Below are 25,910 nucleotides of genomic sequence, written 5' to 3' on the forward strand. Positions count from 1 at the left end.
CGTGACACCGTGATCAAGCCAGACCCCACCGTCGAGATCCCCGCCGACCTCGGCGTCGTGCACTTCGTCGGTATCGGCGGCAGCGGGATGAGCGGCATCGCACGGTTGTTCGTGAGCGCCGGATCGCGCGTGACCGGCTCCGACGTGCGCGAGTCGAAGAACATCGACGCCCTGCGCGAGCTCGGCGTCCCCGTCGCCATCGGCCACGATGCACAGAACGTCGGCGACGCGGACACCCTCGTCGTGACCGGAGCGCTGTGGGCTGACAATCCCGAGTACCTGCTCGCGAAGGAACGGGGGCTCACGATCCTGCACCGATCACAGGCACTCGCGTGGCTGACCTCCGGGACGCGACTCATCTCCGTCGCGGGGGCCCACGGGAAGACCACGTCGACCGGCATGATCATCACGGCGCTCCTGGAACTCGGCGCCGACCCCAGCTTCGTCAACGGTGGCGTGATCGAGTCCCTCGGGCTGAGCTCGGCCAGAGGCGCCGGAGAACTGTTCGTCGTCGAGGCGGACGAGTCCGACGGTTCGTTCCTGCTCTACGACACGGCCGTCGCGCTCATCACGAACATCGACCCCGACCACTTGGACCACTACGGCTCGCTCGAAGCGTTCGAGCAGGCGTTCGTGACCTTCGCCGAGCAGGCTCGCGAACTCGTCGTCATCTCCTCGGACGACGCCGGCGCGGTCCGGATCACCCCGGCGCTCCGCGCGGCCGCCGACGGCAAGCGCGTGCTGACCTTCGGAGAGGCAGCCGACGCGGACGTCCGACTCCACGACGTCGGCTCCACCGGTCCGGTCTCGTTCCAGCTCAGCTACGAGGGCACCAGCTATGCGGCCACCCTCCGCGTGCCCGGGCGCCACAACGCCCTCAACGCGGCCGGCGCCTTCGCGGTCCTCGTCGGTGTCGGGTTCGACCCGGCGGACGCGCTCCGGGGCATCACCGCCTTCGGCGGGACGCAGCGTCGATTCGAACTGCACGGTGTCGTCGACGGTGTGAGCGTCTACGACGACTACGCGCACCACCCCACCGAGGTGGCCGCCGCCCTCGCCGCAGCGCGCACGGTGGTCGGCGACGGTCGCATCATCGCGGTCCACCAGCCGCACCTGTACAGCCGGACCCGCCTGTTCGCCCAGGAGTTCGCCGACGCCCTCGAGCGGTACGCCGACCACACGGTCGTACTCGAGGTCTACGGCGCGCGCGAGGATCCCGTGCCCGGTGTGAACGGTGCGACGGTGTCGACCCGGTTCTCCGACGCGGACCGCGTCGCGTACATCGACGACTGGCAGCGCGCCGCGGACTACACGGCGACGGTCGTGCGACCCGGCGACTTCGTCATCACACTCGGATGCGGCGACGTCTACCGGATCGTGCCGCAGCTCCTCGAGGCCATCGCCGGTCGCGAGTCCGTCTGATGGGCGTCCGGTGAAGCGCCCGGACGGCTTCGACCCCGCGGCCGGTCCGCGCCCCGAGCGTCAGACACGGTCGGCTGCGTCCACGCCGGTCGACCGCACCGGCGTGACCGCTGAGCCCGTCGCCGAGCAGGAGACGGACGTCATCGAGCTGGACGCCGCGCGGCTCCGACCGAAGCGACCGGGCGCCGGCGCACCCTCCCAGCCGTCGGGCTCGAAGGCCAAGCCGAAGTCGGCGTCGGCCTCATCGACGCCGGCACGATCGTCGAAGGTCGGTGCGAAACCGGCGGCGACGTCCTCCGCCGCGGCGACGGCGACGGCGACCCTTGAACATCCGGACGAACCGGAGGATGAGGCGTTCCTCACCCCGCGTGAGGCAGCCAAGCTGCGACGTCGTCACGAACGTCAGGAGATCCGTCGGTTCACGGCCCGCAAGCGCGGTCGCCACCGTCCCTGGGTGATCGCGGCCGCGATCCTCGGCGTCCTGATCGTCGTCTCGCTCGCCGGAGCCTATTCGCCGCTGCTGGCCGTCCGGTCCATCGAGGTCGTCGGTGCGAGCCGGGTGAACCAGGCCGAGATCACCGAGGCGCTCAGCGACCAGCTGGGTCGCCCACTCGCACTGGTCGACCCGGGCGCCGTCAAGGCGGTACTCGTCGGGTACCCGCTCATCGAGAGCTACTCCCTCGAATCGCAGCCCCCGAGCACGCTCGTCGTGCGGATCGTCGAACGCGAGCCGGTGGGTGTGCTGCAATCAGGGTCGGTGTACACCCTTGTCGACGCCGCTGGGGTCACGATCGAGCGCAGCGACCAGCCGATCGCCGGGTATCCGACGCTCATGGTCACCGGCGGCCCGACCTCCAAGGGTTTCGTCGCCGCGGCCGCGGTGATCCGGGCGCTCCCGACGGATCTCCGCGCCCGCGTGGCGTCGGTCTCGGCGTCGACCGCGGACGACGTCACCCTCACGCTCGTGGACTCGCCCGCCGAGGTCGTGTGGGGGAGTGCCGAGGACTCAGCCGTGAAAGCAGTGATCCTCGCCAAGACGATGGCGGCCACCGATCCCTCCCAGGTGAACCAGTACGACGTGTCGTCGCCGTCCGCCGCGATCGTCCGCTGAGGAAGCACGCCGGGATATTCCCGTCGATGTGCCGACACGCCCGGAAGCGTCCCGACACGGTCGGGACTGGGCCCTAACGTCGTGCTCAGGACAGAAAATGCATACGCAGCATAACTTTAAACCTTAACTAGAGGTTGAGAGTTCTCACGGAGGCCTGAAGTGACTACAAACCAGAACTACCTCGCCGTCATCAAGGTCGTCGGTATCGGCGGCGGCGGCGTGAACGCGGTCAACCGCATGATCGAGCTCGGCCTCCGAGGCGTGGAATTCATCGCCATCAACACGGATGCGCAAGCGCTGCTGATGAGCGATGCCGACGTCAAGCTCGACGTCGGCCGCGAGATCACCCGCGGCCTCGGCGCCGGCGCCGACCCCGAGGTCGGACGCCGCGCGGCGGAGGATCACGCCGAGGAGATCGAAGAGGCCATCGCCGGCGCCGACATGGTGTTCGTCACCGCCGGTGAGGGTGGCGGTACCGGAACCGGTGGCGCACCCGTCGTGGCGCGGATCGCGAAGTCGATCGGTGCGCTGACCATCGGTGTCGTCACGAAGCCGTTCGGCTTCGAGGGTCGGCGCCGTCAGGCGCAGGCCGAGCTCGGCGTCGCCCGTCTGAAGGAGGAGGTCGACACCCTCATCGTCGTGCCGAACGACCGCCTGCTGGAGATCAGCGACCGCGGCATCAGCATGCTCGAGGCGTTCGCGACCGCCGACCAGGTGCTCCTCGCCGGTGTCCAGGGGATCACCGACCTCATCACCACCCCCGGCCTCATCAACCTCGACTTCGCCGACGTCAAGTCGGTCATGCAGGGAGCCGGCTCCGCCCTGATGGGTATCGGCTCCTCGCGTGGGGCGGATCGCGCCATCAAGGCGGCCGAACTCGCCGTCGCCTCCCCGCTCCTCGAAGCGAGCATCGAGGGCGCCCACGGTGTCCTGCTGTCCATCCAGGGTGGCTCGAACCTCGGCATCTTCGAGATCAACGACGCCGCCAAGCTCGTCCAGGAGGCCGTGCACCCCGAGGCGAACATCATCTTCGGTGCGGTCGTCGACGACACGCTGGGCGACGAGGTGCGCGTGACGGTCATCGCCGCCGGATTCGACGGCGGCGAGCCTCTCACCAGGACGGCGGCCTCGCCGGCCGACGCGGTCATCTCGGGCGGCGTCATGAGCACCTCGGACGAGGCGCCCAGCGCTCCCATCAGCACCTCGGCCAACACGGTCTCCGAGTCGTCCGAGCACCGCTCGGCACCTGCTGCGGCGCAGGTCGCCCCCGGTGGCGACTGGGGCTCCAGGCAGAACGCGTCCTCACCCTTCTCCGGTGCGACGCACCGTCAGCCCGAGGCAGTCGTCGAGACCGCCGTCGTCGACCCTTCGTTCGACGACGAGGGTGAGCTGGACATCCCCGACTTCCTGAAGTAGTGGGCGGCGACACGATCACCCCGGCCGGATCGGGCTCTTCGGAGCCCGATCCGGCTCTGCTCGATCGCCTCACCACGATCCGCGGCCGCGTCGCAGACGCTGCCCGTGCAGCCGGGCGAGCCGACGAGCCGACACTCATCGTCGTGACGAAGTTCCATCCGGTCGCGCTCGTGCAGCAGCTCGCGGCGGCCGGTGTCACCGACGTCGGGGAGAGCCGGCACCCGGAGGCCCACGACAAGGCCGAGGCGGCTGCGGCGCTCGGGTTGCGGTGGCACTTCATCGGCCAGTTGCAGACGAACAAGGCCAAGCAGGTGCGTCGATACGTCGACGCCGTGCACTCGGTGGACCGACCCGAGCTCCTGCGCGCTCTCTCGTCACCTGACCGACTCCTCGAGGTGTTCCTCCAGGTGAACCTGACCGACGACCCGGGTCGCGGCGGTGTGGTCGGCGATGCGGCGCTCGAAGCGCTCGCCACGGAGGCGCTGGAGGCTGACGGTATCCTCCTGCGAGGCGTCATGGCCGTCGCCCCGCTCGACGAACCACCGGCCGCCGCGTTCGCGCGGGTCGTCGATGCGTCTGCGCGGGTGCGATCCCTCGCTCCGCAGGCCGATGGACTGTCGATCGGGATGAGCCACGACTACGTCGAGGCGATCGAGGCGGGCGCGACACACCTACGCATCGGCACGGCAATCACCGGGAATCGCCCGGTGTGACGTTAATCTCGAAGGTGCAAGGACCGCAGATCACGGAGGAAACGATGTCGAACCCACTGAAGAAGACCATGGTGTACCTCGGGCTCGCCGACGATGATCTCGAGTACGAGCAGCAGCACGCTGCCCAGGCCGAGCCCACGCAGCAGGCCGAGCCTCGCCGGGCAGAGCGTCCCGAGCGCGCAGAGCGGGTCGAGCGCGTCGAGAAGGCCGCTCCCGTGACCCCGCTGCGCAAGCCGGTCCCGGTCCGTCAGCCGGTCGCCCCGAGCTCCGACCTCAACGAGATCCTCACGGTGCACCCCAAGCAGTACCGCGACGCTCAGATCATCGCCGAGAGTTTCCGCGACGGTGTCCCGGTCATCATCAACCTCTCCCAGATGAGCGACGGCGACGCCCGACGCCTCATCGACTTCGCCAGTGGCCTCTCGCAGGGCCTCTACGGGAAGATCGAGCGGGTGACGAGCAAGGTCTTCCTGCTTTCGCCCGAGCACGTCGCCGTTTCCGGCGACAACGGGCAGGGTGCACCGGAAGCGACCGAGGCGACCTTCTTCGCTCAGTCATAATCGAGGGGTGGCTTCTCTCATCTCCGTGATCGGCACGATCCTCTACCTCGCGCTGCTCCTGTACTTCTTCGTCCTCTGGGCGCGGTTCATCCTCGACCTGGCACGGGTACTCCGCCCGCAGTGGCGACCGTCGGGCGTCGGCCTGGTCCTCGCCGAGCTCAGTTTCACGGTCACCGACCCGCCGATCCGGTTCTTCCGCCGTGTCCTGCCGCGCGTCGCGGTCGGTCCCGTCGCGCTCGACTTCGGTTGGACGCTGACGATGCTGTGTTGCATCATCGCGATGACGCTCGTCCAGCTCTTGTAGCCGCCGACGTCGGTTTCCGCGCAGGGATCACGACGATTGTGCGGCTACGATAGAACGCCCGTCACCTGACGGGAAGCTCCGACGCTGACAACATGTCTCACCCACTGGGTCAGACTTTGCTAGCGTGGGGGCGTTGTACACAGATTTTCGATTCGACAGTGAAGGTGGTTCGCTATGGCGCTCACTCCCGAAGACGTGGTCCAGAAGCGGTTTCAGCAGACCAAGTTCCGCGAAGGCTACGACCAGGACGAGGTAGACGACTTCCTCGATGAGGTGGTCGTCGAACTGCGTCGCCTCATCCAGGAGAAGGACGAGGTCCAGCAGAAGCTAACCGCGGCCGAGGCCAAGGTCGCCGAGCTGCAGAAGGGCGGCTCCTCCGCTCCCGCCGCTCTCGCAAAGGCTGAGCCTGCTCCCGCACCGGCTCCGGTCGTCGCACCCGCCGCGGCTCCTGCCGCCGAGCCGACCGACAACACGGCCGAGAGCTCCAACAACCTCCTGCAGCTGGCCCGCCGCCTGCACGACGAGCACGTCGCAGAGGGCGCTCAGCGTCGCGACGCACTCATTGCCGAAGGCCACGCGACCGCGGCACGCGTCGTCGCCGAAGCCGAGGCCAAGCAGCGCGCACAGATGCAGATCCTCGAGCAGGAGCGCTCCGTGCTGGAGCACAAGATCGACGAGCTGCGCAACTTCGAGCGTGAGTACCGCTCGCAGCTCCGCGGCTACATCGAGGGTCAGCTGAAGGACCTCGACGCCTCGTCGTCGAGCTCCGCACCCGATGCGAAGTCCGGCGTCACCGCCGACAGCGCAGCGGTCTAGCGCAGACACCCGGTTGTCTCCCGCATCACCGTCGAAGGCCAGCGCCAGGACTCTTGCAGTCCTGGCGCTGGTTGCCGTCGTGGCCTATTCGGCCGATCAGTTCACGAAGTTCCTCGTCACCACCAACCTGACGGTCGGTGAGTCCGTCCCCGTCTTCGGACAGGCGCTGGTCCTGTACTTCGTCAAGAATTCGGGTGCCGCCTTCTCGCTGGGGGCCGGTTACACCTGGATCTTCTCGATCCTCGCCGCGGTCGTCGTCGTCGTCATCGTCTGGTTTGCGCGCCGCATCCGTTCGCGCGCCTGGGCGATCGTCTTCGGCCTGCTCCTCGGCGGCGTGCTCGGCAACCTGACCGACCGCCTCTTCCGCGAGCCGTCCTTCGGCCTCGGCCACGTCGTCGACTTCATCTCGACGCCCTGGATGCTCCCCGCGATCTACAACGTGGCCGACATCTGCATCGTGGTCAGCATGGCGCTGTTCATCCTGTTGACGCTGTTCGGTGTCAACCTCGACGGCACGCGCACGACGCGAGCGAGCGAGCGGGCAGCCCAGGAAGCGGAGGACCGCGAGGCCGAAGCAGACGCGGCCACCCTCGATCCGGCGGAGCCGGGCGACGTGAGCCCGGACGCAGGCCGCCAGTGAACGAGTCCCGCAGTCTGTATGTCCCCGACGGACTCGACGGCGAGCGCGTCGACGCCGGACTCGCCAAGCTCCTGGGCTTCTCGCGCAGCTACGCGGCCGAGGTGGCGTTGGCCGGTGGTGTCGCCATGAACGGGAAATCGGTCGACAAGTCCGATCGCCTGCTCGCCGGCGCCTGGCTCGAGATCGAGTGGGCGCCTCGACGGGAGGCTGTGATCGTCCCGATCGCCGTCCCCGACCTCGGCATCGTCCATGACGACGACGAGATCGTGGTGGTCGACAAGCCTGCGGGCGTCGCGGCGCATCCATCGGTCGGTTGGGAAGGACCGACGGTGCTCGGTGCCCTCGCGTCTGCGGGCTTCCGCATCTCGACCTCCGGAGCCGCCGAGCGCGCCGGCATCGTCCACCGGCTCGACGCCGGGACGAGCGGCCTCATGGTCGTCGCGAAGACCGAGCGGGCGTACACCTGGCTCAAGCGAGCCTTCCACGACCGCGAGGTCGAGAAGATCTACCGTGCGGTGGTGCAGGGGCATCCCGATCCTCTCGCCGGCACCATCGACGGCCCGATCGGACGCCACCCCCGCCACGACTGGCGGTTCGCCGTGACCGCCGACGGCAAGCCGTCGATCACGCACTACGAGACGCTCGAGGCGTTCCCGTACGCCTCGTTGCTCGAGGTGCATTTGGAGACCGGCCGCACGCATCAGATCCGCGTGCACATGGCGGCCCAGCGGCACCCCTGCGTCGGCGACACGATGTACGGGGCAGACGCGGCGCTCTCAGCGCGGTTGGGTCTCACCCGCCAGTGGCTCCACGCCACGAAGCTCGGGTTCGCCCACCCGGCCACGGGGGAGTTCGTGCGGTTCGAGGCGGACTACCCGTCCGACCTCCAGCACGCGTTGTCCGTGCTCGAGCTCGACTGAGCCGACGCCCGCCCATCCCGTCGGCGTCCGCGACGGCATCGCTGGAGCCGACCGTCAGCGGTGACGGTTAGGCTGGATCACAGACCACCTCGGCGTCCGCGCCGAACCCCACAGCACGATCCCCGGAGGCGCCGTCCGTGCCCACGTCCACCGATTCGTTCGTCCATCTGCACGTCCACAGCGAGTACTCGATGCTCGACGGAGCAGCCCGCGTGAAGCCGCTCATCCAGGCCGCGGTCGAGCAGGGGATGCCCGCCGTCGCCGTGACCGACCACGGCAACATGTTCGGTGCCTTCGACTTCTGGCGCACGGCGACCGATGCCGGGATCAAGCCGATCATCGGCACCGAGGCGTACATCACTCCGGGGACCGCGCGCGGCGACCGGACGCGGATCAAGTGGGGCGACGGCGGGGGAGACGACGTCTCCGGCGCCGGCGCCTACACGCACATGACCTTGCTCTCGGAGACCACCGAGGGGATGCACAACCTCTTCCGGCTCTCGTCGAAGGCGTCGATCGAGGGGTACTACTTCAAGCCGCGCATGGACCGCGAGATCCTGAGCCAGTACAGCGCCGGCCTCATCGCGACGACCGGCTGCCCGAGCGGCGAGGTGCAGACGCGACTCCGTCTCGGCCAGTACGACGAAGCGGTCAAGGCCGCGGCGGACTTCCGCGACATCTTCGGCGCGGAGAACTACTTCTGCGAGATCATGGACCATGGGCTCGGGATCGAGCGCCGGATCATGGCCGACCTCATCCGGCTGTCCAAAGACCTCGGCCTCCCGCTCCTCGCCACGAACGACCTCCACTACACGCACGCCGCGGACGCCAAAGCCCACGCCGCCCTCCTCTGCGTGCAGTCCGGCTCCACCCTCAACGACCCGAACCGGTTCAAGTTCGACGCCGACGAGTTCTACCTGAAGTCCGCGGACGAGATGCGCCGACTGTTCCGCGAGTACCCCGAGGCGTGCGACAACACCCTCGCGATCGCCGAGCGGTGCGATGTCGCCTTCGACACCTCGGCCAACTACATGCCTCGGTTCCCCGTGCCGGAGGGCGAGAACGAGGAGAGCTGGTTCATCAAGGAGGTCGAGACCGGGCTGAACCTGCGGTACCCGAACGGGATCCCCGCCGACGTCCGCGAGCGCGCGAACTACGAGACGCGCGTCATCGTGCAGATGGGCTTCCCCGGGTACTTCCTCGTCGTCGCCGACTTCATCCAGTGGTCGAAGCGCAACGGCATCCGTGTCGGGCCCGGTCGTGGTTCCGGTGCGGGTTCCATGGCTGCGTACGCCATGCAGATCACCGACCTCGACCCACTCCGCCACGGGCTCATCTTCGAGCGGTTCCTCAACCCCGACCGCGTGTCGATGCCCGACTTCGACGTCGACTTCGACGACCGCCGCCGCGGCGAGGTCATCAAGTACGTCACCGAGAAGTACGGCGACGAGCGCGTCGCGCAGATCGTCACCTACGGCACCATCAAGGCCAAGCAGGCGCTCAAGGACTCGTCGCGCGTCCTCGGCTTCCCGTTCGGCATGGGCGACAAGTTGACGAAGGCCATGCCGCCGGCGGTCATGGGCAAGGACATCCCGCTCGAGGGCATCCTCGACACCAAGCACCCGCGGTACAAGGAGGCGGTCGACCTCCGTGGCATCCTCGACACCGACCCGGAGGCGCGGACCGTCTTCGAGACCGCGCTCGGCATCGAGAACCTGAAGCGCCAGTGGGGCGTCCACGCGGCCGGCGTGATCATGTCGAGCGACCCGCTCATCGACATCATCCCGATCATGAAGCGCGAGCAGGACGGCCAGATCGTCACGCAGTTCGACTACCCGGCGTGCGAGTCCCTCGGATTGATCAAGATGGACTTCCTCGGGTTGCGCAACCTGACGATCATCAACGACGCCCTCGACAACATCAAGAGCAACCGCGACATCGAACTCGTCCTCGAAGACCTCGAACTCGACGACCGCGGCGCTTACGAACTCCTGTCCCGCGGCGACACCCTCGGTGTGTTCCAGCTCGACGGCGGACCGATGCGCGCGCTGCTGCGCCTCATGAAGCCCGACAACTTCGAGGACATCTCGGCGCTGATCGCCCTGTACCGGCCCGGGCCGATGGGCGCGAACTCGCACACGAACTACGCGCTGCGGAAGAACGGCCTGCAGGAGATCACCCCGATCCACCCGCAGCTCGAGGAACCGCTCTCCGAGATCCTGTCGACGAGCTACGGCCTCATCATCTACCAGGAGCAGGTGATGGCGATCGCGCAGAAGGTCGCCGGCTTCTCTCTCGGGCAGGCCGACATCCTCCGTCGCGCGATGGGTAAGAAGAAGAAGTCCGAACTGGACAAGCAGTTCGAGGGCTTCTCCGGCGGCATGGTCGCGAACGGCTTCTCGATGGAGGCCGTCAACAAGCTGTGGGAGATCCTCCTCCCGTTCTCGGACTACGCGTTCAACAAGGCGCACTCCGCCGCCTACGGGGTCATCTCCTACTGGACGGCGTACCTCAAGGCGCACTACCCGGCCGAGTACATGGCAGGCCTGCTGACGAGCGTCGGCGACTCCAAGGACAAGATGGCGCTCTACCTCAACGAGTGCCGCCGCATGGGGATCCAGGTCCTGCCGCCCGACGTCAACGAGTCCATCGGGTTCTTCGCCGCAGTCGGGGAGGACATCCGGTTCGGTCTGGGTGCCGTGCGCAACGTCGGTTCGAACGTCGTGGAGCTCATCCGGCAGGCGCGCGAGCGCGAGGGCCGGTTCACCTCCTTCCACGACTTCCTCCGCAAGGTGCCGCTACCGGTGGCGAACAAGCGGACCATCGAGTCGCTCATCAAGGCCGGCGCGTTCGACTCCATGGGCGACAGCAGACGTGCGCTCTACGAGATCCACGAGGACGCCGTCGACTCGGTCGTGAAGGACAAGCGTGCCGAGGCGTCCGGGAGCATCGGCTTCGATTTCGACAGCCTGTTCGCCGAGGTCGGCGAGGTTCCGCTCGCGAGCGTCCCCGCGCGCCCCGACTGGAGCAAGCGCGACAAACTCAACTTCGAACGGGAGATGCTGGGCCTGTACGTCTCGGACCACCCGCTGGCCGGACTCGAGATCGAGTTGGCGAAGCACGCCACGACGACCATCACCGATCTCATGACCTCCGAGGGCATGGACGGCGAGACCGTCGTGATCTCAGGGCTCGTCACGAGTGTCCAGCACCGGATCGCCAAGGCCTCCGGCAACCAGTACGGCATGATCCAGGTCGAGGACTTCGGCGGCGAGATGACCGCCATGTTCATGGGCAAGGCGTACCAGGAGTTCGCCTCCGAACTCGTCGGCGACTCGATCGTGGTGGTCCGCGGACGGGTCAGTGTCCGAGACGATGGGATGAACCTCCACGCGTACAGCATCTTCTCGCCCGAACTGCCCGAGGCCGGTGCCGACCGCATGCTCCAGCTCTCGATGGCCGACGCCCGGGCGACGACCGAGACGGTGACGACGCTCAGCGACGTGCTGACGCGGCACGCTGGGTCGACCGAGGTCCGATTGAAGCTCATCCGAGGTGAGATCGCGCGGGTGTTCGAGCTGCCCCACCGCGTCAGCCTCTCATCCGGACTGTTCGGTGAGCTGAAGTCCCTGCTCGGCCCGAACTGTCTCGGCTGACCCCGCTCGGGCGCGGGCGGCAGCCGGGACGGACCGCTGCGGACGATAGGCTGTGACGGCCATGATCACCACCATTGACCTCAGGGGAGTGCGGCCGAGCCGCACCGAGCTCCTGGACATGCTGCCCCGTCCCGTCGTCGACATCACCGCGGCAGCGCATGCCGCTCAGGCGCTGATCGACGACGTCCGAGCGGACGGTTCCGAGGCGCTCTCGGCGCAGGCAGACCGGTTCGACGGAGGACGACCTGAGCGGATCCGCGTCCCACAGGCCGAGATCGACGCCGCCGTCACCGCACTCGAGCCGGCCGTGCGCGCCGCGCTCGTGGAGGCCATCGACCGGGTCCGGACGGCCACGAGAGCGCAGGTCCCGCCGGAGCGCACGACCGAGCTCGCCGACGGCGCGACCGTCGTGCAGCGGTGGGCCCCGGTCGGTCGTGTCGGCCTCTACGTCCCGGGCGGGAAGGCCGTCTACCCCTCGAGTGTCGTCATGAACGTCGTGCCGGCCCAGGAGGCAGGCGTCGGCTCCGTGGCACTCGCTTCGCCTCCGCAGCGCGAGTTCGGAGGCCGCGTCCACCCGACGATCCTCGGCGCCGCAGGGTTGCTCGGGGTGACCGAGGTCTACGCCATGGGCGGCGCCGGAGCGATCGGTGCGTTCGCCTACGGGGTACCCGACCTCGCGCTCGACCCGGTCGACGTCGTGACCGGTCCCGGCAACATCTTCGTGGCGGCCGCCAAACGCCTCGTGAAGGGGCAGGTGGGGATCGACGCCGAGGCCGGGACCACCGAGATCCTGGTCATCGCGGACACCGGCGCCGATGCCCGGCTCGTCGCAGCCGACCTCGTCAGCCAGGCCGAACACGACGAGGCGGCGGCATCGCTGCTCGTCACCGACAGTGCTGCGCTCGCCACCGCGGTGGAGGAGTGGCTGCAGCGGTACGCCGCAGGCACACGTCACGGAGCGCGCGTCGTCGAGGCCCTGGGCGGGCCGCAATCGGCGATTGTGCTCGTCGACGACCTCGAGGCCGCCGTGGCGTTCAGCAATGCGTACGGACCGGAGCACCTCGAGGTGCAGACCCGCGACCCGGAGTCGCTCCTCGGCGCCATCACCAACGCCGGCGCGATCTTCCTCGGCGACCACACCCCGGTGAGCCTCGGGGACTACCTGGCCGGGTCGAACCACGTCCTCCCGACGGGCGGCCAGGCACGGTTCTCCTCGGGCCTCGGAGCGTTCACCTTCCTCCGGCCGCAGCAGGTCGTCCGGTACGACGAACCGGCGCTCCGTCAGGTCGCGGCCCACATCGTCGCCCTCTCGGGCTCGGAGGACCTGCCGGCGCACGGTGAGGCGGTGACGGCCCGGTTCGGGCTCGTCGATGCCGAGATCCGTGCGGCGGACGACACCGCCGCCCCCACCACCCCCGAGGGAGCCCGCTGATGTACTGCCCGTTCTGCCGCCATCCGGATTCCCGTGTGATCGACTCGCGCACCAGCGACGACGGACTCGCCATCCGCCGACGCCGGCAGTGCCCCGAGTGCGGGAGGCGCTTCAGCACCATGGAGACCTCGAGTCTCGGCGTGATCAAGCGTTCCGGCGTGGTGGAGCCCTTCAGCCGGGAGAAGGTCGTGAGTGGTGTCCGCAAGGCCTGCCAGGGCCGCCCGGTGACGGACTCCGACCTCGCCGTGCTGGCTCAGCGGGTGGAGGAGTCCATCCGCGCCACCGGCGCGTCGCAGATCGACGCGAACGACATCGGTCTGGCGATCCTCGCACCGTTGCGGGAGCTGGACGAGGTCGCGTACCTCCGCTTCGCCAGTGTGTACCAGGCCTTCGAGTCGCTCGACGACTTCGAGTCCGCGATCGCGCTGCTCCGCGTCGAGCACGCTTCCGGTGCCGCCCCCGTGCCGTCCGAGGAGCTCTGAGCCATGTACCGCTTCCTCTTCTCGCAGGTGCTGTCCAAGCTCGATCCCGAACGCGCACACCACCTGGCCTTCGACGTCATCCGCTCGCTTCCCGCGACCGGCTTCGGCCCCGTCATCAGGCGCTGGACGGCGCCGCGACTCGACCAGTCGGTGGAGACGCTGGGGCTGCGGTTCGAGACCCCGTTCGGTGTCGCCGCCGGCTTCGACAAGGACGGCAAGGGCGTCCTCGGCCTCGGACTCCTCGGGTTCGGCCATGTCGAGGTGGGCACGATCACGGCGATCCCGCAGCCGGGCAACCCCAAGCCCCGGCTGTTCCGACTCATCGCCGATCGGGCGGTCGTCAACCGCATGGGCTTCAACAACGGGGGAGCCGACCAGGCCAGGCGTCGGCTCGAACGGACCGCGCGGGTGAGCCGCCGACCGGTGCTCGGCGTGAACATCGGCAAGAGCCGTGTCGTGGACGTCGCCGACGCCACGGCCGACTACGTCCGGAGCGCGACGCTCCTCGCGCCCGTGGCCGACTACCTCGTGGTCAACGTCAGCTCGCCGAACACCCCGGGGCTCCGCGGCCTCCAGGAGCTCGACCAGCTCGCGCCGCTGCTCGAGGCCGTCCGTGCCGCCGCCGGATCCACGCCGTTGCTCGTCAAGATCGCACCCGACCTCAGCGATGCGGAGGTCGACCGCATCGCAGAGCTGGTCGTGGAACTCGGCCTGGACGGCGTCATCGCGACGAACACGACCATCTCCCGCGACGGCCTTGCCACCGATCCCGCCGTCGTCGAGGCGGCCGGAGCCGGTGGGCTGTCCGGCGCACCGCTGGCCGCCCGCTCGCTCGTCGTCCTGCGGCGCATCCGGGCCATCGTGCCCCCGGAGCTGTGCGTCATCTCGGTCGGAGGCGTCGACACCGCCGAAGACGTCCGGGAGCGCCTGGCTGCAGGAGCAACCCTCGTGCAGGGGTACACGGCGTTCCTCTACCGCGGACCGCTCTGGGCGAAGCACATCAACCGCGGGCTCGACCGATTGGCCCGAACCGGCCGCTGATCGGCCTCATGCGCCATCGACCACGAACGCCCGCCGGTCTGGGACCGGCGGGCGTTCGTGGTTCGGGGACTACTTGTTGGGGAACTGGCCGCGCTTGACCTGCGGCTTCGGCAGGCGGAGCGGGCGCAGCTGCAGCGCGCGCATGGCGGCGTACCAGCGCACGCCCCGCTCGTCCTGCCCGAACTTCGCCCGCAGCGCCTTCCTGACGCGGAAGCCGAGGAAGAAGCAGTCGGCGATCGCGATGATGAAGAACACCCAGAGGGTGAGCATGCCGTAGACCTGGATCTCGGGCACCGGCATGAAGGTGAGGATGATCACGAGGAACATCACCGGGATCATGAACTCGCCGATGTTGAACCGCGCGTCGACGTAGTCGCGGACGAACTTCTTCTGCGGACCGCGCTCGCGTGCCGGGAGGAATTTGTCGTCGCCGGCGGCCATGCCGGCCTGCGCCCGCCGACGTGCTTCGGCCTGCTGCGCCTTCGCCGCCTTCGAGGCCTCCTTGCGGTCGGAGGGGACGAGCGGACGCTTGTTCTGCGCCTCGCGTTCCGCCCGCGACGGGGTCGGTCGGCCCTTCGCCTCTTTGGCGCCGCGGGCGAGGCGCTCAGCCGTCTGCGCTGCGGTCTCGACGATCGGCTCTGATGCCGGGGTGCTCTGCTGTTTGGCCACGATGGAACGTCCTTGATTCGGGGATTCCCTTAAGATTACTCGCATGACGACAGGTACCACGACGGAATCGACCCAAGACCCACGCAACGACCAGGAAGTCCTCGATCGGCTGCGCGAATCCGTCGCCGGTGCGTTGCCGTCGTCGATCGCCGATCTGTCGGCGCTCGTCCGCATCCCCTCGGTGTCGTGGTCGGCGTTCGACGCGGCCGAGGTGGCGCGGAGTGCCGAAGCGGTCGCGGAGCTCGCCCGCGGTCTCGGTGTCTTCGACGAGGTCTCGGTGCGCCGGTCCGCCATCGACGGCGGAGCGGAGCTCGGACAGCCCGCCGTGCTGGCCCGCCGCGAACCGCGGAACGGCCGACCGACCGTGCTGCTCTATGCGCACCACGACGTCCAGCCCCCCGGAAACGACGACAAGTGGGACTCGCCGCCGTTCGAGCCGACCGTCCGCGACGGTCGCATCTACGGACGAGGCGCGGCCGACGACAAGGCCGGCGTCATGTCCCACATCGCCGCGATCCGAGCCGTCACCGAGGTCCTCGGCTCCGACCTCGACCTCGGGATCGTGCTGTTCATCGAGGGAGAGGAGGAGTTCGGCTCGCGGTCCTTCGGTTCCTTCCTGGAGGAGCACCGCGACACCCTCGCGGCGGACGTGATCGTCGTCGCCGACAGCGACAACTGGGACGAGCGGACGCCCGCGCTGACGATCGGTCTGCGCGGCAACGTCACCTTCCGGCTGCGGGTGAAGACCCTCGACCACGCCTCCCACTCCGGGATGCTCGGAGGAGCGGTGCCGGATGCGATGCTGGCCACGGTCACCCTGCTCGCGACCCTGTGGGACGCGGACGGTTCGGTGGCGGTCGACGGACTCACCTCGCACGACGCCGTGACCCCGGAGTTCGACGAGGCGCAGCTCCGCGCCGAGTCCGGACTGTCCGAAGGCGTCTCGCCGATCGGACGCGGCTCCATCCTCAGCCGGATCTGGTCGCAGCCCGCGATCACCGTCACGGGCATCGACGCGCCGTCGGTGGCCAACGCCTCGAACACGCTCATCCCGGAGGTGTCGGTGCGCATCAGTGCGCGGATCGCCCCCGGGCAGGATCCGGCCGAGGCCTACCGCGCGCTCGAGGCCCACCTCCTCGCCAACAGCCCGTTCGGCGCGCAGCTGACGATCGACGAGGTCGACCAGGGGAGCCCGTTCCTCGTGGACACGAGCGGTTGGGCCGTCGCCGAGGCGAAGCGCGCCATGGCCGACGCCTGGGAGGTCGAGCCCGTGGAGACGGGTGTCGGCGGATCGATCCCGTTCATCGCCGACCTCGTCCGGGTCTTCCCGGACGCCCAGATCCTCGTCACCGGTGTCGAGGACCCGCACTCGCGCGCCCACAGCCCGAACGAGTCGCTGCACCTCGGCGTCTTCCAGAAGGCGATCCTCACGGAGGCGGTGCTCCTCGCCCGCCTGGCGGCCGCACCCCGTCCGTCCTCCGACGCGTAAACGCGACGGACGCACCGCCGGAACCACGGGGTGCGTCCGGCGCGGCAGGCGGTAGAATCTCACACAGGCGTCGACCCGGCGCCGCCAGACCTCGCGAGGAGCATCATGAGCGACACCATCCTGACCGAGACCAAGATCGACGCGGCTCACGGCGTCGGCCTGTCCGACACGGCGGCGCAGAAGGTCAAGAGCCTCCTCGAGCAGGAGGGTCGCGACGACCTCCGTCTCCGCGTGGCCGTCCAGCCGGGTGGGTGCTCGGGCCTCATCTACCAGCTGTACTTCGACGAGCGCATGCTCGACGGCGACGCCACGGTCGACTTCGACGGCGTCGAGGTCATCGTCGACAAGATGAGCGTCCCCTACCTCGACGGCGCCAAGATCGACTTCGAGGACACCATCCAGAAGCAGGGGTTCACCATCGACAACCCCAATGCCGAGGGCAGCTGCGCCTGCGGCGACAGCTTCCACTGAGCCAGATTCTTCCTGAAGGGGAAATTACCCGGTCCTGGGTGGTTTCCCCTTCGTCTTTCCGGTCACGATCCCGCACCGCGGACGCGAATGGTCCGGCGTTCACCGCCCATCCCCACTAGACTGGGGGGCGATCCACAGGTGTGTATTCGAAAGGTTTCAGAGGTGCGCTCGACTCGTCGTCTCAGATGGGCTGCCATTCCGGTCGCAGCCACACTCGCCATAGTCCTGGCGGGTTGTACGCAGGCGGAACTGCATGGTTACCTGCCGGGATTCGTCGAGGGCGAATCTCCCGTCACGAACCACACGGACCGCATCGCGGGCCTGTGGGTGACGGCATGGCTGGTGCTGCTCGCAGTCGGTGTCATCACGTGGGGGCTCATCATCTGGGCCGTCATCGTGTACCGACGCCGCAAGGGGCAGACCGGTCTCCCGGTCCAGCTGCGGTACAACATGCCGATCGAGATCTTCTACACGATCGTCCCGCTCATCCTGGTCCTCGGCTTCTTCGCATTCACGGCACGCGACCAGAACGCGATCGAGACCCAGTACGAGGATCCCGACGTGGCCATCGAGGTCTTCGCCAAGCAGTGGGCGTGGGACTTCGTGTACGACGAGGCCGTCAACGGCCAGGACGTCTGGACCGCAGGCGTGCAGGCCGATGAGAAGCCCGGTGGCGTCATCGACCAGGACGCACTCCCCACGCTCTACCTGCCCGTCGGCAAGACGGTGAAGATCGCGCTGCAGTCGCGCGACGTCATCCACTCCTTCTGGGTCATCGACTTCCTCTACAAGAAGGACATGATCCCGGGCAAGACGAACTACATGTCCTTCACCCCTGAGCGCGAGGGCACGTACGCCGGCAAGTGCGCCGAGCTCTGTGGCGAGTACCACTCGCTCATGCTCTTCAACGTGAAGGTCGTCTCGCAGGCCGAGTACGACAAGCACCTCGAAGACCTGGCCGAGTCGGGCAACATCGGCGACTACGGCACGGAATACGATCGCAACAGCAACCTCCCCGGCACCAAGGCGCCGGCAGGTCTCGAAGAGCACGGAGACGGGGAATGACCTCCACCACGCTTCCCGCAGGCCAGGCGAGCGTCGTCGGACGCACCTCGGTCGAGCGCAAGGGCAACATCCTGGTCAAGTGGATCACCTCCACCGACCACAAGACCATCGGGTACATGTACCTGATCGCCTCGTTCATCTTCTTCTGCCTCGGCGGCGTGATGGCGCTCATCATCCGCGCCCAGCTCTTCGAGCCCGGCGGCACGATCGTGGAGACCAAGGAGCAGTACAACCAGCTCTTCACGATGCACGGCACGATCATGCTCCTCATGTTCGCGACGCCGCTCTTCGCCGGGTTCGCGAACGCGCTCATGCCGCTGCAGATCGGCGCACCGGACGTCGCCTTCCCGCGACTGAACGCCTTCGCGTTCTGGCTCTACGCCTTCGGTAGCCTCATCGCCGTCGGTGGCTTCCTCACCCCGCAGGGTGCCGCCGCCTTCGGCTGGTTCGCCTATGCGCCACTGTCGAGTACGACGTTCTCGCCAGGGCTCGGAGGCAATCTCTGGGTCCTCGGCCTGGCGCTCAGCGGCTTCGGCACCATCCTCGGTGGCGTCAACTTCATCACCACGATCATCACGATGCGCGCTCCCGGCATGACGATGTTCCGCATGCCGATCTTCACGTGGAACGTCCTCGTGACGTCCATCCTCGTCCTGATGGCGTTCCCGGTGCTCGCAGCGGCCCTCTTCGGCCTTGCCGCGGACCGCGTGTTCGACGCCCACATCTACGACGCGGCCAACGGCGGCGTCATCCTGTGGCAGCACCTGTTCTGGTTCTTCGGGCACCCCGAGGTCTACATCATCGCGCTGCCGTTCTTCGGCATCGTGTCCGAGATCTTCCCGGTGTTCAGCCGCAAGCCGATCTTCGGCTACAAGACCCTGATCTACGCGACGATCGCGATCGCGGCCCTCTCCGTGACGGTGTGGGCACACCACATGTACGTCACCGGATCGGTGCTCCTGCCGTTCTTCGCCCTCATGACGATGCTCATCGCGGTTCCGACCGGCGTGAAGATCTTCAACTGGCTGGGCACGATGTGGCGCGGTTCGGTCACCTTCGAGACCCCGATGCTCTGGTCGATCGGCTTCCTGATCACCTTCGTCTTCGGTGGACTCACCGGTGTCATCCTCGCTTCGCCGCCGCTCGACTTCCACGTCTCCGACTCCTACTTCGTCGTGGCGCACTTCCACTACGTCGTGTTCGGCACGGTCGTGTTCGCCATGTTCGCCGGCTTCTACTTCTGGTGGCCGAAGTGGACGGGCAAGATGCTCAACGAGAAGCTCGGCTACTGGCACTTCTGGCTGCTCTTCATCGGCTTCCACACGACGTTCCTCATCCAGCACTGGTTGGGCGTCATCGGGTTCCCGCGCCGCTACGCGACGTACTCGCCTGAGGACGGCTTCACCTGGATGAACCAGCTGTCGACCGTGGGCTCGTTCATCCTCGCCATCTCGCTGCTGCCCTTCTTCCTGAACGTGTACATCACGATTCGGAAGGCTCCTCGAGTCACTGAGGACGACCCGTGGGGTTACGGTGGATCGCTCGAGTGGGCGACCAGCTCGCCCCCGCCTCGTCACAACTTCGTCTCCATCCCGCGCATCCGCTCGGAGCGCCCGGCCTTCGACCTCCACCACCCCGAGGTCGGTATCCCGGTCGGCGTCGGTCCCGCGAAGGACGCGCCTGACGCACCCACGCTCGACCTCGACGCCGGAAAGGTGAAGTAGCCGCCATGCGCGCCAATATCATCCTCTTCACGATCCTGACGGTGTTCTGCGCCCTCCTCTGCGCGGTCTACACGGTGTGGTCGCTCGTCGACCCGCTGCACGGCCGGGTCGAATGGGTCGGCACGGTCACCCTGGCTCTCGCCGCGATCCTGAGCGCCTTCCTCGGCTTCTATCTCAGTCGGGTGCACAAAAGCCAGGGCGCAGAGCTCCCCGAGGACACGCTGACGGCCAACATCGACGACGGCGACCCGGAGATCGGGCACTTCAGCCCGTGGAGCTGGTGGCCCATCATCCTCGCCGGTGCGTGCGGTCTGCTCGTACTCGGTCTGGCGGTCGGGTTCTGGATCGCGATCATCGGCATCCCGCTGGTCGTCATCGCGGTCGTCGGTTGGAACTACGAGTACTACCGCGGATACTTCGCACGCTGATGGTCGCCTCGTTCAGCATCCGTCGTGGTCAGCCCGACGACCGTTCAGCCGTCTTCGCGCTGGCCGGCCAGCTGATCACCGGGTCCATCCCGCCTGCTGCGGACGACTTCATGGCGGCGTACAACAACGTCATGCGCCCTCGTGAAGACGAGACCAACGTGCTGTACGTTGCGCTCGACGAAGCGAACCGCGTTGTCGGATACACCCTGATGACGGTGTCGCGGCTGCTGCACGCGGCCGGCCTGACCGCCCACCTGCAGGAGCTCGTCGTCGACGAGACCGCCCGCGGCGCCGGCATCGGATCGGCCCTCGTCGAGGCGAACGAGCACTATGCCGTCGAGCGCGGTGCGCGCCAGCTGACGATGTCCACCTCTCGAGCCGGCGACTTCTACCGTCGTCTCGGTTACAACGTGACGGCGGAGTTCTACAAGAAGATCCTCCCGCTGGGCTGATCCAGAAGCTGTCAACGAAGAGCCCCCGAGCCATGCTCGGGGGCTCTTCGTGTTCTGGTTCTCGCTGGGACGAGGAGAACGAGCAGCCGGCTTGGTTGCGAGGGCCGCCCCCGAAGGTCGTGAGCGTCACCCTTCCGGACGGCGAGGATTCACGGTGGGAGCCGTACTCCGGTGACGCCTCCTCACGCCTGAGAGACCGGGGGCATGAGCCCGGTCTGGAGTGTGTCGAGGCTCACGCGCCTCCCGCAGATGTCTCAGCGTGCGTATCCCAGAGACCCTGGCGCAGACGGCCCTGTCGGGGGGGCACACGCCGCCCTCAGACGGCTCAGTATGCGTACGAAGACACACACCCCTGGCGCGGGTATTCCGGCCCCTGAGCCCGTCGATGGGCAGCTGTAGTCCTGTGTGTCCTCGGTACGGCCCCGATCACCCTGGGTCGGGAACGTCGGCCCCGGGGACGGTCGATCGGCTCACATCGTCTGCTGTCGCGCAGGAAGGCCGGTGAAACGCGGGGGAGGGAACGCCGGTCCCCTGAGCTTGTCGAAGGGTTCACCTCGTCCGCAGCTGCCTTCGGCGCCCGGAGAACGGGGGAGAGGGACCCCTCGGACGTCCGCAACCGCACGCGTCCCACCGCGGCGCGGTTCGGCGATCCGCGCCCTCAACGACGAAAGCCCCGCAGTCCGTGAGGACTGCGGGGCTTCCAAGAGGATCCGCCTAGTGGTGGTCGCCGTGGGAACGTTCGATCTCCGTGTTGGTGACCGGAGCGATCCGATCTTCGAAGAACCAGCGGGACATCGCGGCGCGAGCCTTCTGGACACCAGTGATCTTGCCCTTGGCGTTCGGACGGATCATCAACGGCTTGTGGTCGTCGTAGCTCGCGAGGCGCCAGCGCTCGTACTCGTCGACGGGCTCGTGGACCTCGATGAACTCGCCACCGGGGAGGCGGACGATGCGCCCGGTCTCGTAGCCGTGGAGGAGGATCTCGCGATCCTTCTTCTGCAGGGCCAGGCAGGTGCGCTTCGCGATGAAGTAGGCGATGAACGGTCCGAGGATGAGGATCGCCTGCAGCGTGTGGATCACGCCCTCCATCGTCACCTTGAAGTGCGTGGCGATGATGTCCGAGCTCGCAGCAGCCCAGAGGGCGGCGTAGAAGGTGACACCGGCAGCACCGATGGCGGTGCGGGTCGGCGCGTTGCGCGGACGGTCGAGGATGTGGTGCTCGCGCTTGTCGCCCGTGATCCACGCCTCGACGAACGGGTAGATGAACACCGTGACGATGAACAGGCCCAGGACGAGGACGGGAAGGATGATGTTGAACGAGAACGTGTGATCCCAGAGGACGAACTCGAGGTGCGGCGGAACCAGCCGGAGCGCGCCGTCGGCGAACCCGATGTACCAGTCAGGCTGCGTACCCGCCGAGACCGGGGAGGGGTCGTACGGACCGTAGTTCCAGATCGGGTTGATCGTGAACAGCGAGGCGATGAGCATCACGACACCGAAGACGATGAAGAAGAAGCCACCGGCCTTCGCCGCGTAGACGGGGAGGACGGGGAATCCGACCACGTTCTGCTCGGTGCGACCGGCGCCCGGGAACTGCGTGTGCTTGTGCACGACGACGAACACCAGGTGCAGGGCGATGAAGAGCAGCACCAGCGCCGGCAGGAGCAGGATGTGGAGCGTGTAGAGGCGGCCGACGATGTCGGTGCCCGGGAACTCTCCACCGAACAGCAGGAAGGTCGTCCAGGTACCGATGATGGGCAGGCCCTTGACCATGCCGTCGATGATCCGCAGACCGTTACCGGAGAGCAGGTCGTCGGGCAGCGAGTACCCGGTGAAGCCCTCGGCCATGGCCAGGATGAACAGGACGAAACCGATCACCCAGTTCAGCTCACGCGGCTTGCGGAACGCACCGGTGAAGAAGATGCGCAGCATGTGCAGGCCGATGGACGCCACGAACAGCAGGGCCGCCCAGTGGTGCACCTGACGCATCAGGAGGCCGCCGCGGATGTCGAAGGAGATGTCGAGCGTCGACGCCATGGCGACGGACATCTCGATGTTCTTCAGCGGGACGAAGGACCCGTCGTAGTGGACCTCCGCCATCGATGCCTGGAAGAAGAAGGTGAGGAAGGAGCCCGACAGCAGGATGATGACGAAGCTGTAGAGCGCCACCTCGCCGAGGAGGAACGACCAGTGGTCGGGGAAGATCTTGCGGCCGAACTCCTTGACGGCGACCGAGATGGACGTCCGTTCTTCGAGGTAGTTCGCTGCGGCGCCGGTGAATCCACCGGAGCTCTTCGCCGGAGCGGCCTTGGCCTGCTCAGGGGCGCGTGTTGCGGTCGAGGTGCTCAATGACGCTCCCAGAAGCTCGGGCCGACAGGTTCGTGGAAGTCGCTCCGCGCGACGAGGTAGCCCTCGTCGTCGACGGTGATCGGCAGCTGCGGAAGCGGCCGGGCGGCCGGTCCGAAGATGACCGCGCAGTGGTTCGTGACATCGAACTGCGACTGGTGGCAGGGGCAGAGGAGGTGGTGCGTCTGCTGCTCGTAGAGCGCGACCGGACAACCGACGTGCGTGCACACCTTGGAGTAGGCGACGATGCCGTCGTAGGACCAGTCCTTCTTGGACTCCTCCTCGACGAGGTCTTCGGGCTTCAGCCGCATGAGCAGCACGATCGCCTTCGCCTTCTCGTTGAGGACGTGGTCGGCCTCGTGGAGGTTCTCGGGGATCACGTGGAACGCGCTACCGAGGGTCACGTCGGACGCCTTGATAGGCGTACCGGAAGGGTCGCGGGCGAGGCGCGTGCCTTCCTTCCACATGGTGTGCTGCATGAGCTCGACGGGGTCTTCGTCGTACGGCGCGAGGCCGCGGAACAGCGCGATGCCCGGGAGCGGGAAGACGATGAGCGAGCCGATGAGGCTGTTGCGGATGAGCGCGCGCCGTCCGATACCGGACTCGACGTTCGCCTGGTGCATGATCTCCACCGCGCGATCACGGCTGGCCTGGTTGCCGCCGACCTTGTGACGGTAGTCGATGCCCTCTTCGTCGTGCATGAGGGCCTTGCCCCAGTGCACGGCGCCGATACCGATCGCGAGCAGGGCCAACGCCATGCCGAGACCGATGAACAGGTTGTTCAGGCGGACCGAGGCGATGTCCTCGGGCTCGATCGGGAACGCCATGTAGGCGGCGACCGCCCAGACGCTGCCGGCGATCGACAGGTAGAAGAGGGTGTAGACGGCGCGCTCGGCCCGCTTGTCCTTCTTGGGGTCGAGGTCCGTGACGCGCTTCCGGTGCGGAGGCAGGCCGGGGTCGACGACGGCGTCGCGGGAGATGACCCCGGTACCGGTCGCGACCTGCAGCTCCTGCCCGTGGGCGGACGGATCGGCAGACGAGTCGGCGGCTGGGTGACCCGAGCCGCTCGAGTTGTCGTGAGCCATGGTGCTCCTTCTTACGTGTTGTCGATCCGCGTCGGTCAGTTCGACTTCGCGGTGATCCAGACGGTGAGGGCCACGATCGAGCCGAGGCCGAAGATCCAGAGGAACAGGCCCTCGGAGACGGGGCCGAGCGAGCCGAGGTCGTTGCCGCCCGGTGACGGGTTCTTCTCCATGAACTTGAGCGCGGTGATGATGTCGCGCTTGTCCTCGGGGGAGAGGTTCATGTCGTTGAAGACGGGCATGTTCTGCGGGCCGGTGATCATGGCCTCGTAGATGTGGGCGGCGCTGACGCCGACGAGCGAGGGAGCGTACTTGCCCTCGGTCAGGGCGCCACCGGCGGCTGCGACGTTGTGGCACATCGCGCAGTTGATGCGGAAGAGCTGTGCACCGTTGGAGGCGTCGCCCTCACCGTCGAGGTACTGCTCCTCGGGGATCTCCGGGCCGGGTGCGACCGAGGCGACGTAGGCCGCGAGGGAGGAGATCTGCTCCTCGGTGAACTGCACGGGCTTCTCCGGGGCCTGCGGGCCCTGGTTCTGCAGCGGCATCCGGCCGGTGCCGACCTGGAAGTCGACGGCGGCGGCACCGACGCCGAGGAGGCTCGGTCCGGCGGTCGTGCCCTGCATGTCGAGGCCGTGGCAGGTGGCGCAGTTCGCGGAGAAGAGCTTCTCGCCCTCGTCGACGGAGGCCTGCGACTTGGCGGCGGCGACGGGCTCTGCGCTGGCCGTGCTGACGCTGACGGCTGCGTAGGCGCCACCGGTCACGAGGAGGCCGATCGCGAGCAGCGCCGCCGATGCGAACGGGCTGCGGCGGCCGCTCTTGCGCGTGGCGCGGGCGGCCTTCTTGGACGCCTTGGTGGTCGTCGTCTGGGTGGGGTCAGTCTTCATGGAGTCAGTCATTCCGGGTCAGCGCAGGATGTAGATGACGAAGTAGAGGCCGATCCACACGACGTCGACGAAGTGCCAGTAGTACGAGACGACGATGGCGCTCGTCGCCTCCTTGTGGCCGAATCGTTTGACGGCGTAGGCACGGCCGATCACGAGGAGGAAGGCGATGAGGCCGCCGGTCACGTGCAGGCCGTGGAAGCCGGTCGTGAGGTAGAACGCCGAGCCGTACGCGTTCGAGCTGAGGGAGATGCCCTCGCTGACGAGCGTCGCGTACTCGAGGATCTGGCCGGAGACGAACACGGCGCCCAGGGCGTAGGTGAGGAAGAACCATTCGACCATGCCCCACTTGCGCGGGCTCCAGCCAGTCATGCGGGGCTGCATGCGCTCCGCTGCGAAGACGCCGAACTGGCACGTGAACGACGAGGACACGAGGATGATCGTGTTGATCGTCGAGTACGGGACGTTCAGGCGACCGGCCTCGGCCGCCCACAGCTCGGGGGCCATCGATCGCAGCGTGAAGTAGATCGCGAAGAGGCCGGCGAAGAACATGACCTCGCTGCCCAGCCAGACGATCGTTCCAACCGCGACCGTGTTCGGTCGGTTGATCCGGGGCGCGCTCGGCGCAAGGTTGATTGAGGTGCTCGTCACCCCTCCATTATGGCCGAAAGCCGGAGCGGTTTTTCGCATTTCGGGGGCGGCGAGCACGCTCGGATCAGTAAGGGTAGCCTTATTTCCTGACCGGAATCTTCGGTTCTGCTGCGGGATTCATGTGATCTTCGCCTCCACA

The 25,910-nt window shown here is 67.6% G+C and carries 24 protein-coding genes; 19 read left to right on the plus strand and 5 right to left on the minus strand.

Annotated features, from left to right (window positions below; translation table 11 throughout):
* The first annotated feature begins 9 nt into the window (after positions 1-9).
* From murC to CCK91_RS05255, 13 genes are all read left to right on the plus strand, one after another.
* The gene (murC, locus tag CCK91_RS05195) at positions 10-1,422 is read left to right on the plus strand and encodes a UDP-N-acetylmuramate--L-alanine ligase (protein ID WP_086473219.1); all 1,413 of its coding nucleotides are present in this window, start codon (positions 10-12) and stop codon (positions 1,420-1,422) included.
* 10 nt (positions 1,423-1,432) lie between these two features.
* A complete protein-coding gene (locus CCK91_RS05200; RefSeq protein ID WP_086473220.1) occupies positions 1,433-2,533 on the plus strand; it encodes an FtsQ-type POTRA domain-containing protein in 1,101 nt (366 codons plus the stop codon).
* 159 nt (positions 2,534-2,692) lie between these two features.
* Positions 2,693-3,949, plus strand: coding sequence for a cell division protein FtsZ (gene ftsZ / locus CCK91_RS05205; protein WP_086473221.1), 1,257 nt, complete (start codon positions 2,693-2,695; stop codon positions 3,947-3,949).
* Positions 3,949-4,662, plus strand: coding sequence for a YggS family pyridoxal phosphate-dependent enzyme (locus CCK91_RS05210; RefSeq protein WP_242664396.1), 714 nt, complete (start codon positions 3,949-3,951; stop codon positions 4,660-4,662). Before ftsZ ends, CCK91_RS05210 begins: the two co-directional genes overlap by 1 nt.
* A 44-nt stretch (positions 4,663-4,706) precedes the next feature.
* Entirely contained in the window at positions 4,707-5,222 is a 516-nt protein-coding gene (locus CCK91_RS05215) for a cell division protein SepF (RefSeq protein ID WP_064296992.1), read from the plus strand.
* A 7-nt stretch (positions 5,223-5,229) separates the two neighbouring features.
* Positions 5,230-5,526, plus strand: a complete 297-nt coding sequence (locus tag CCK91_RS05220) for a YggT family protein (RefSeq protein WP_064296991.1) — start codon at positions 5,230-5,232, stop codon at positions 5,524-5,526.
* A 174-nt stretch (positions 5,527-5,700) separates the two neighbouring features.
* Entirely contained in the window at positions 5,701-6,342 is a 642-nt protein-coding gene (locus CCK91_RS05225) for a DivIVA domain-containing protein (RefSeq protein WP_086473222.1), read from the plus strand.
* Positions 6,343-6,355: 13 nt separating this feature from the next.
* A complete protein-coding gene (gene lspA, locus CCK91_RS05230) occupies positions 6,356-6,982 on the plus strand; it encodes a signal peptidase II (protein ID WP_242664397.1) in 627 nt (208 codons plus the stop codon).
* Positions 6,979-7,902: an RluA family pseudouridine synthase gene (locus CCK91_RS05235; protein WP_086473224.1), complete on the plus strand. Its 924-nt coding sequence runs from the start codon at positions 6,979-6,981 to the stop codon at positions 7,900-7,902. The genes lspA and CCK91_RS05235 overlap by 4 nt, the downstream gene beginning before the upstream one ends.
* A gap of 191 nt (positions 7,903-8,093) precedes the next feature.
* The gene (gene dnaE, locus CCK91_RS05240; protein ID WP_194718966.1) at positions 8,094-11,558 is read left to right on the plus strand and encodes a DNA polymerase III subunit alpha; all 3,465 of its coding nucleotides are present in this window, start codon (positions 8,094-8,096) and stop codon (positions 11,556-11,558) included.
* A gap of 61 nt (positions 11,559-11,619) precedes the next feature.
* Positions 11,620-12,990, plus strand: a complete 1,371-nt coding sequence (gene hisD / locus CCK91_RS05245) for a histidinol dehydrogenase (protein ID WP_086473765.1) — start codon at positions 11,620-11,622, stop codon at positions 12,988-12,990.
* The gene (nrdR, locus tag CCK91_RS05250; protein ID WP_064296987.1) at positions 12,990-13,472 is read left to right on the plus strand and encodes a transcriptional regulator NrdR; all 483 of its coding nucleotides are present in this window, start codon (positions 12,990-12,992) and stop codon (positions 13,470-13,472) included. The genes hisD and nrdR overlap by 1 nt, the downstream gene beginning before the upstream one ends.
* Positions 13,473-13,475: 3 nt before the next feature.
* Complete coding sequence (locus CCK91_RS05255; protein WP_086473225.1) at positions 13,476-14,513, plus strand: quinone-dependent dihydroorotate dehydrogenase; 1,038 nt, start codon at positions 13,476-13,478, stop codon at positions 14,511-14,513.
* Positions 14,514-14,582: 69 nt separating this feature from the next.
* Here the strand turns inward: CCK91_RS05255 and CCK91_RS05260 are convergent, their stop codons facing one another.
* A complete protein-coding gene (locus tag CCK91_RS05260; protein WP_064296985.1) occupies positions 14,583-15,182 on the minus strand; it encodes a DUF3043 domain-containing protein in 600 nt (199 codons plus the stop codon).
* 43 nt (positions 15,183-15,225) lie between these two features.
* On the opposite strand from CCK91_RS05260, the gene CCK91_RS05265 reads away from it, so the two are divergent.
* The 6 genes from CCK91_RS05265 to CCK91_RS05290 all read left to right on the plus strand — a co-directional run bounded on the left by CCK91_RS05265 (position 15,226) and on the right by CCK91_RS05290 (position 20,811).
* Positions 15,226-16,671 (plus strand): dipeptidase, encoded by a 1,446-nt coding sequence (locus CCK91_RS05265; protein ID WP_086473226.1) that lies wholly within the window; start codon positions 15,226-15,228, stop codon positions 16,669-16,671.
* Positions 16,672-16,776: 105 nt separating this feature from the next.
* Complete coding sequence (gene erpA, locus CCK91_RS05270; RefSeq protein WP_064296983.1) at positions 16,777-17,142, plus strand: iron-sulfur cluster insertion protein ErpA; 366 nt, start codon at positions 16,777-16,779, stop codon at positions 17,140-17,142.
* 162 nt (positions 17,143-17,304) lie between these two features.
* Positions 17,305-18,207: an aa3-type cytochrome oxidase subunit II gene (ctaC, locus tag CCK91_RS05275; RefSeq protein ID WP_079706003.1), complete on the plus strand. Its 903-nt coding sequence runs from the start codon at positions 17,305-17,307 to the stop codon at positions 18,205-18,207.
* A complete protein-coding gene (ctaD, locus tag CCK91_RS05280) occupies positions 18,204-19,931 on the plus strand; it encodes an aa3-type cytochrome oxidase subunit I (protein WP_085510953.1) in 1,728 nt (575 codons plus the stop codon). The genes ctaC and ctaD overlap by 4 nt, the downstream gene beginning before the upstream one ends.
* 5 nt (positions 19,932-19,936) lie before the next feature.
* Positions 19,937-20,359 (plus strand): cytochrome c oxidase subunit 4, encoded by a 423-nt coding sequence (locus CCK91_RS05285; RefSeq protein WP_064296980.1) that lies wholly within the window; start codon positions 19,937-19,939, stop codon positions 20,357-20,359.
* Entirely contained in the window at positions 20,359-20,811 is a 453-nt protein-coding gene (locus CCK91_RS05290; protein WP_086473227.1) for a GNAT family N-acetyltransferase, read from the plus strand. Before CCK91_RS05285 ends, CCK91_RS05290 begins: the two co-directional genes overlap by 1 nt.
* 714 nt (positions 20,812-21,525) lie before the next feature.
* Here the strand turns inward: CCK91_RS05290 and qcrB are convergent.
* Genes qcrB through ctaE form a run of 4 tightly spaced genes read right to left on the minus strand, consistent with a single transcriptional unit; the run spans position 21,526 to position 25,771 of the window.
* The gene (qcrB, locus tag CCK91_RS05295) at positions 21,526-23,160 is read right to left on the minus strand and encodes a cytochrome bc1 complex cytochrome b subunit (RefSeq protein ID WP_064296978.1); all 1,635 of its coding nucleotides are present in this window, start codon (positions 23,158-23,160) and stop codon (positions 21,526-21,528) included.
* A complete protein-coding gene (qcrA, locus tag CCK91_RS05300; protein ID WP_085510950.1) occupies positions 23,157-24,242 on the minus strand; it encodes a cytochrome bc1 complex Rieske iron-sulfur subunit in 1,086 nt (361 codons plus the stop codon). The genes qcrB and qcrA overlap by 4 nt, the downstream gene beginning before the upstream one ends.
* A gap of 35 nt (positions 24,243-24,277) precedes the next feature.
* On the minus strand, positions 24,278-25,123 hold the full coding sequence (qcrC, locus tag CCK91_RS05305; protein ID WP_064296976.1) for a cytochrome bc1 complex diheme cytochrome c subunit: 846 nt from the start codon (positions 25,121-25,123) through the stop codon (positions 24,278-24,280).
* Positions 25,124-25,141: 18 nt separating this feature from the next.
* Positions 25,142-25,771: an aa3-type cytochrome oxidase subunit III gene (gene ctaE / locus CCK91_RS05310; protein ID WP_428844491.1), complete on the minus strand. Its 630-nt coding sequence runs from the start codon at positions 25,769-25,771 to the stop codon at positions 25,142-25,144.
* Between the last annotated feature and the right edge of the window lie 139 nt (positions 25,772-25,910).

It is taken from the genome of Plantibacter elymi (nom. nud.), from assembly GCF_900177795.1.
Taxonomy (GTDB): domain Bacteria; phylum Actinomycetota; class Actinomycetes; order Actinomycetales; family Microbacteriaceae; genus Plantibacter; species Plantibacter elymi.

What these genes read in the sequence shown, in the direction of transcription:
- ctaD (WP_085510953.1), top strand. Translation starts at nt 18,204, where the DNA reads ATGACCTCCACCACGCTTCCCGCAGGCCAGGCGAGCGTCGTCGGACGC.
- qcrC (WP_064296976.1), bottom strand. Translation starts at nt 25,123, where the DNA reads ATGAAGACTGACCCCACCCAGACGACGACCACCAAGGCGTCCAAGAAG.
- qcrA (WP_085510950.1), bottom strand. Translation starts at nt 24,242, where the DNA reads ATGGCTCACGACAACTCGAGCGGCTCGGGTCACCCAGCCGCCGACTCG.
- hisD (WP_086473765.1), top strand. Translation starts at nt 11,620, where the DNA reads ATGATCACCACCATTGACCTCAGGGGAGTGCGGCCGAGCCGCACCGAG.
- CCK91_RS05290 (WP_086473227.1), top strand. Translation starts at nt 20,359, where the DNA reads ATGGTCGCCTCGTTCAGCATCCGTCGTGGTCAGCCCGACGACCGTTCA.
- CCK91_RS05225 (WP_086473222.1), top strand. Translation starts at nt 5,701, where the DNA reads ATGGCGCTCACTCCCGAAGACGTGGTCCAGAAGCGGTTTCAGCAGACC.
- erpA (WP_064296983.1), top strand. Translation starts at nt 16,777, where the DNA reads ATGAGCGACACCATCCTGACCGAGACCAAGATCGACGCGGCTCACGGC.
- CCK91_RS05255 (WP_086473225.1), top strand. Translation starts at nt 13,476, where the DNA reads ATGTACCGCTTCCTCTTCTCGCAGGTGCTGTCCAAGCTCGATCCCGAA.
- CCK91_RS05265 (WP_086473226.1), top strand. Translation starts at nt 15,226, where the DNA reads ATGACGACAGGTACCACGACGGAATCGACCCAAGACCCACGCAACGAC.
- nrdR (WP_064296987.1), top strand. Translation starts at nt 12,990, where the DNA reads ATGTACTGCCCGTTCTGCCGCCATCCGGATTCCCGTGTGATCGACTCG.
- dnaE (WP_194718966.1), top strand. Translation starts at nt 8,094, where the DNA reads ATGCTCGACGGAGCAGCCCGCGTGAAGCCGCTCATCCAGGCCGCGGTC.
- CCK91_RS05285 (WP_064296980.1), top strand. Translation starts at nt 19,937, where the DNA reads ATGCGCGCCAATATCATCCTCTTCACGATCCTGACGGTGTTCTGCGCC.
- CCK91_RS05215 (WP_064296992.1), top strand. Translation starts at nt 4,707, where the DNA reads ATGTCGAACCCACTGAAGAAGACCATGGTGTACCTCGGGCTCGCCGAC.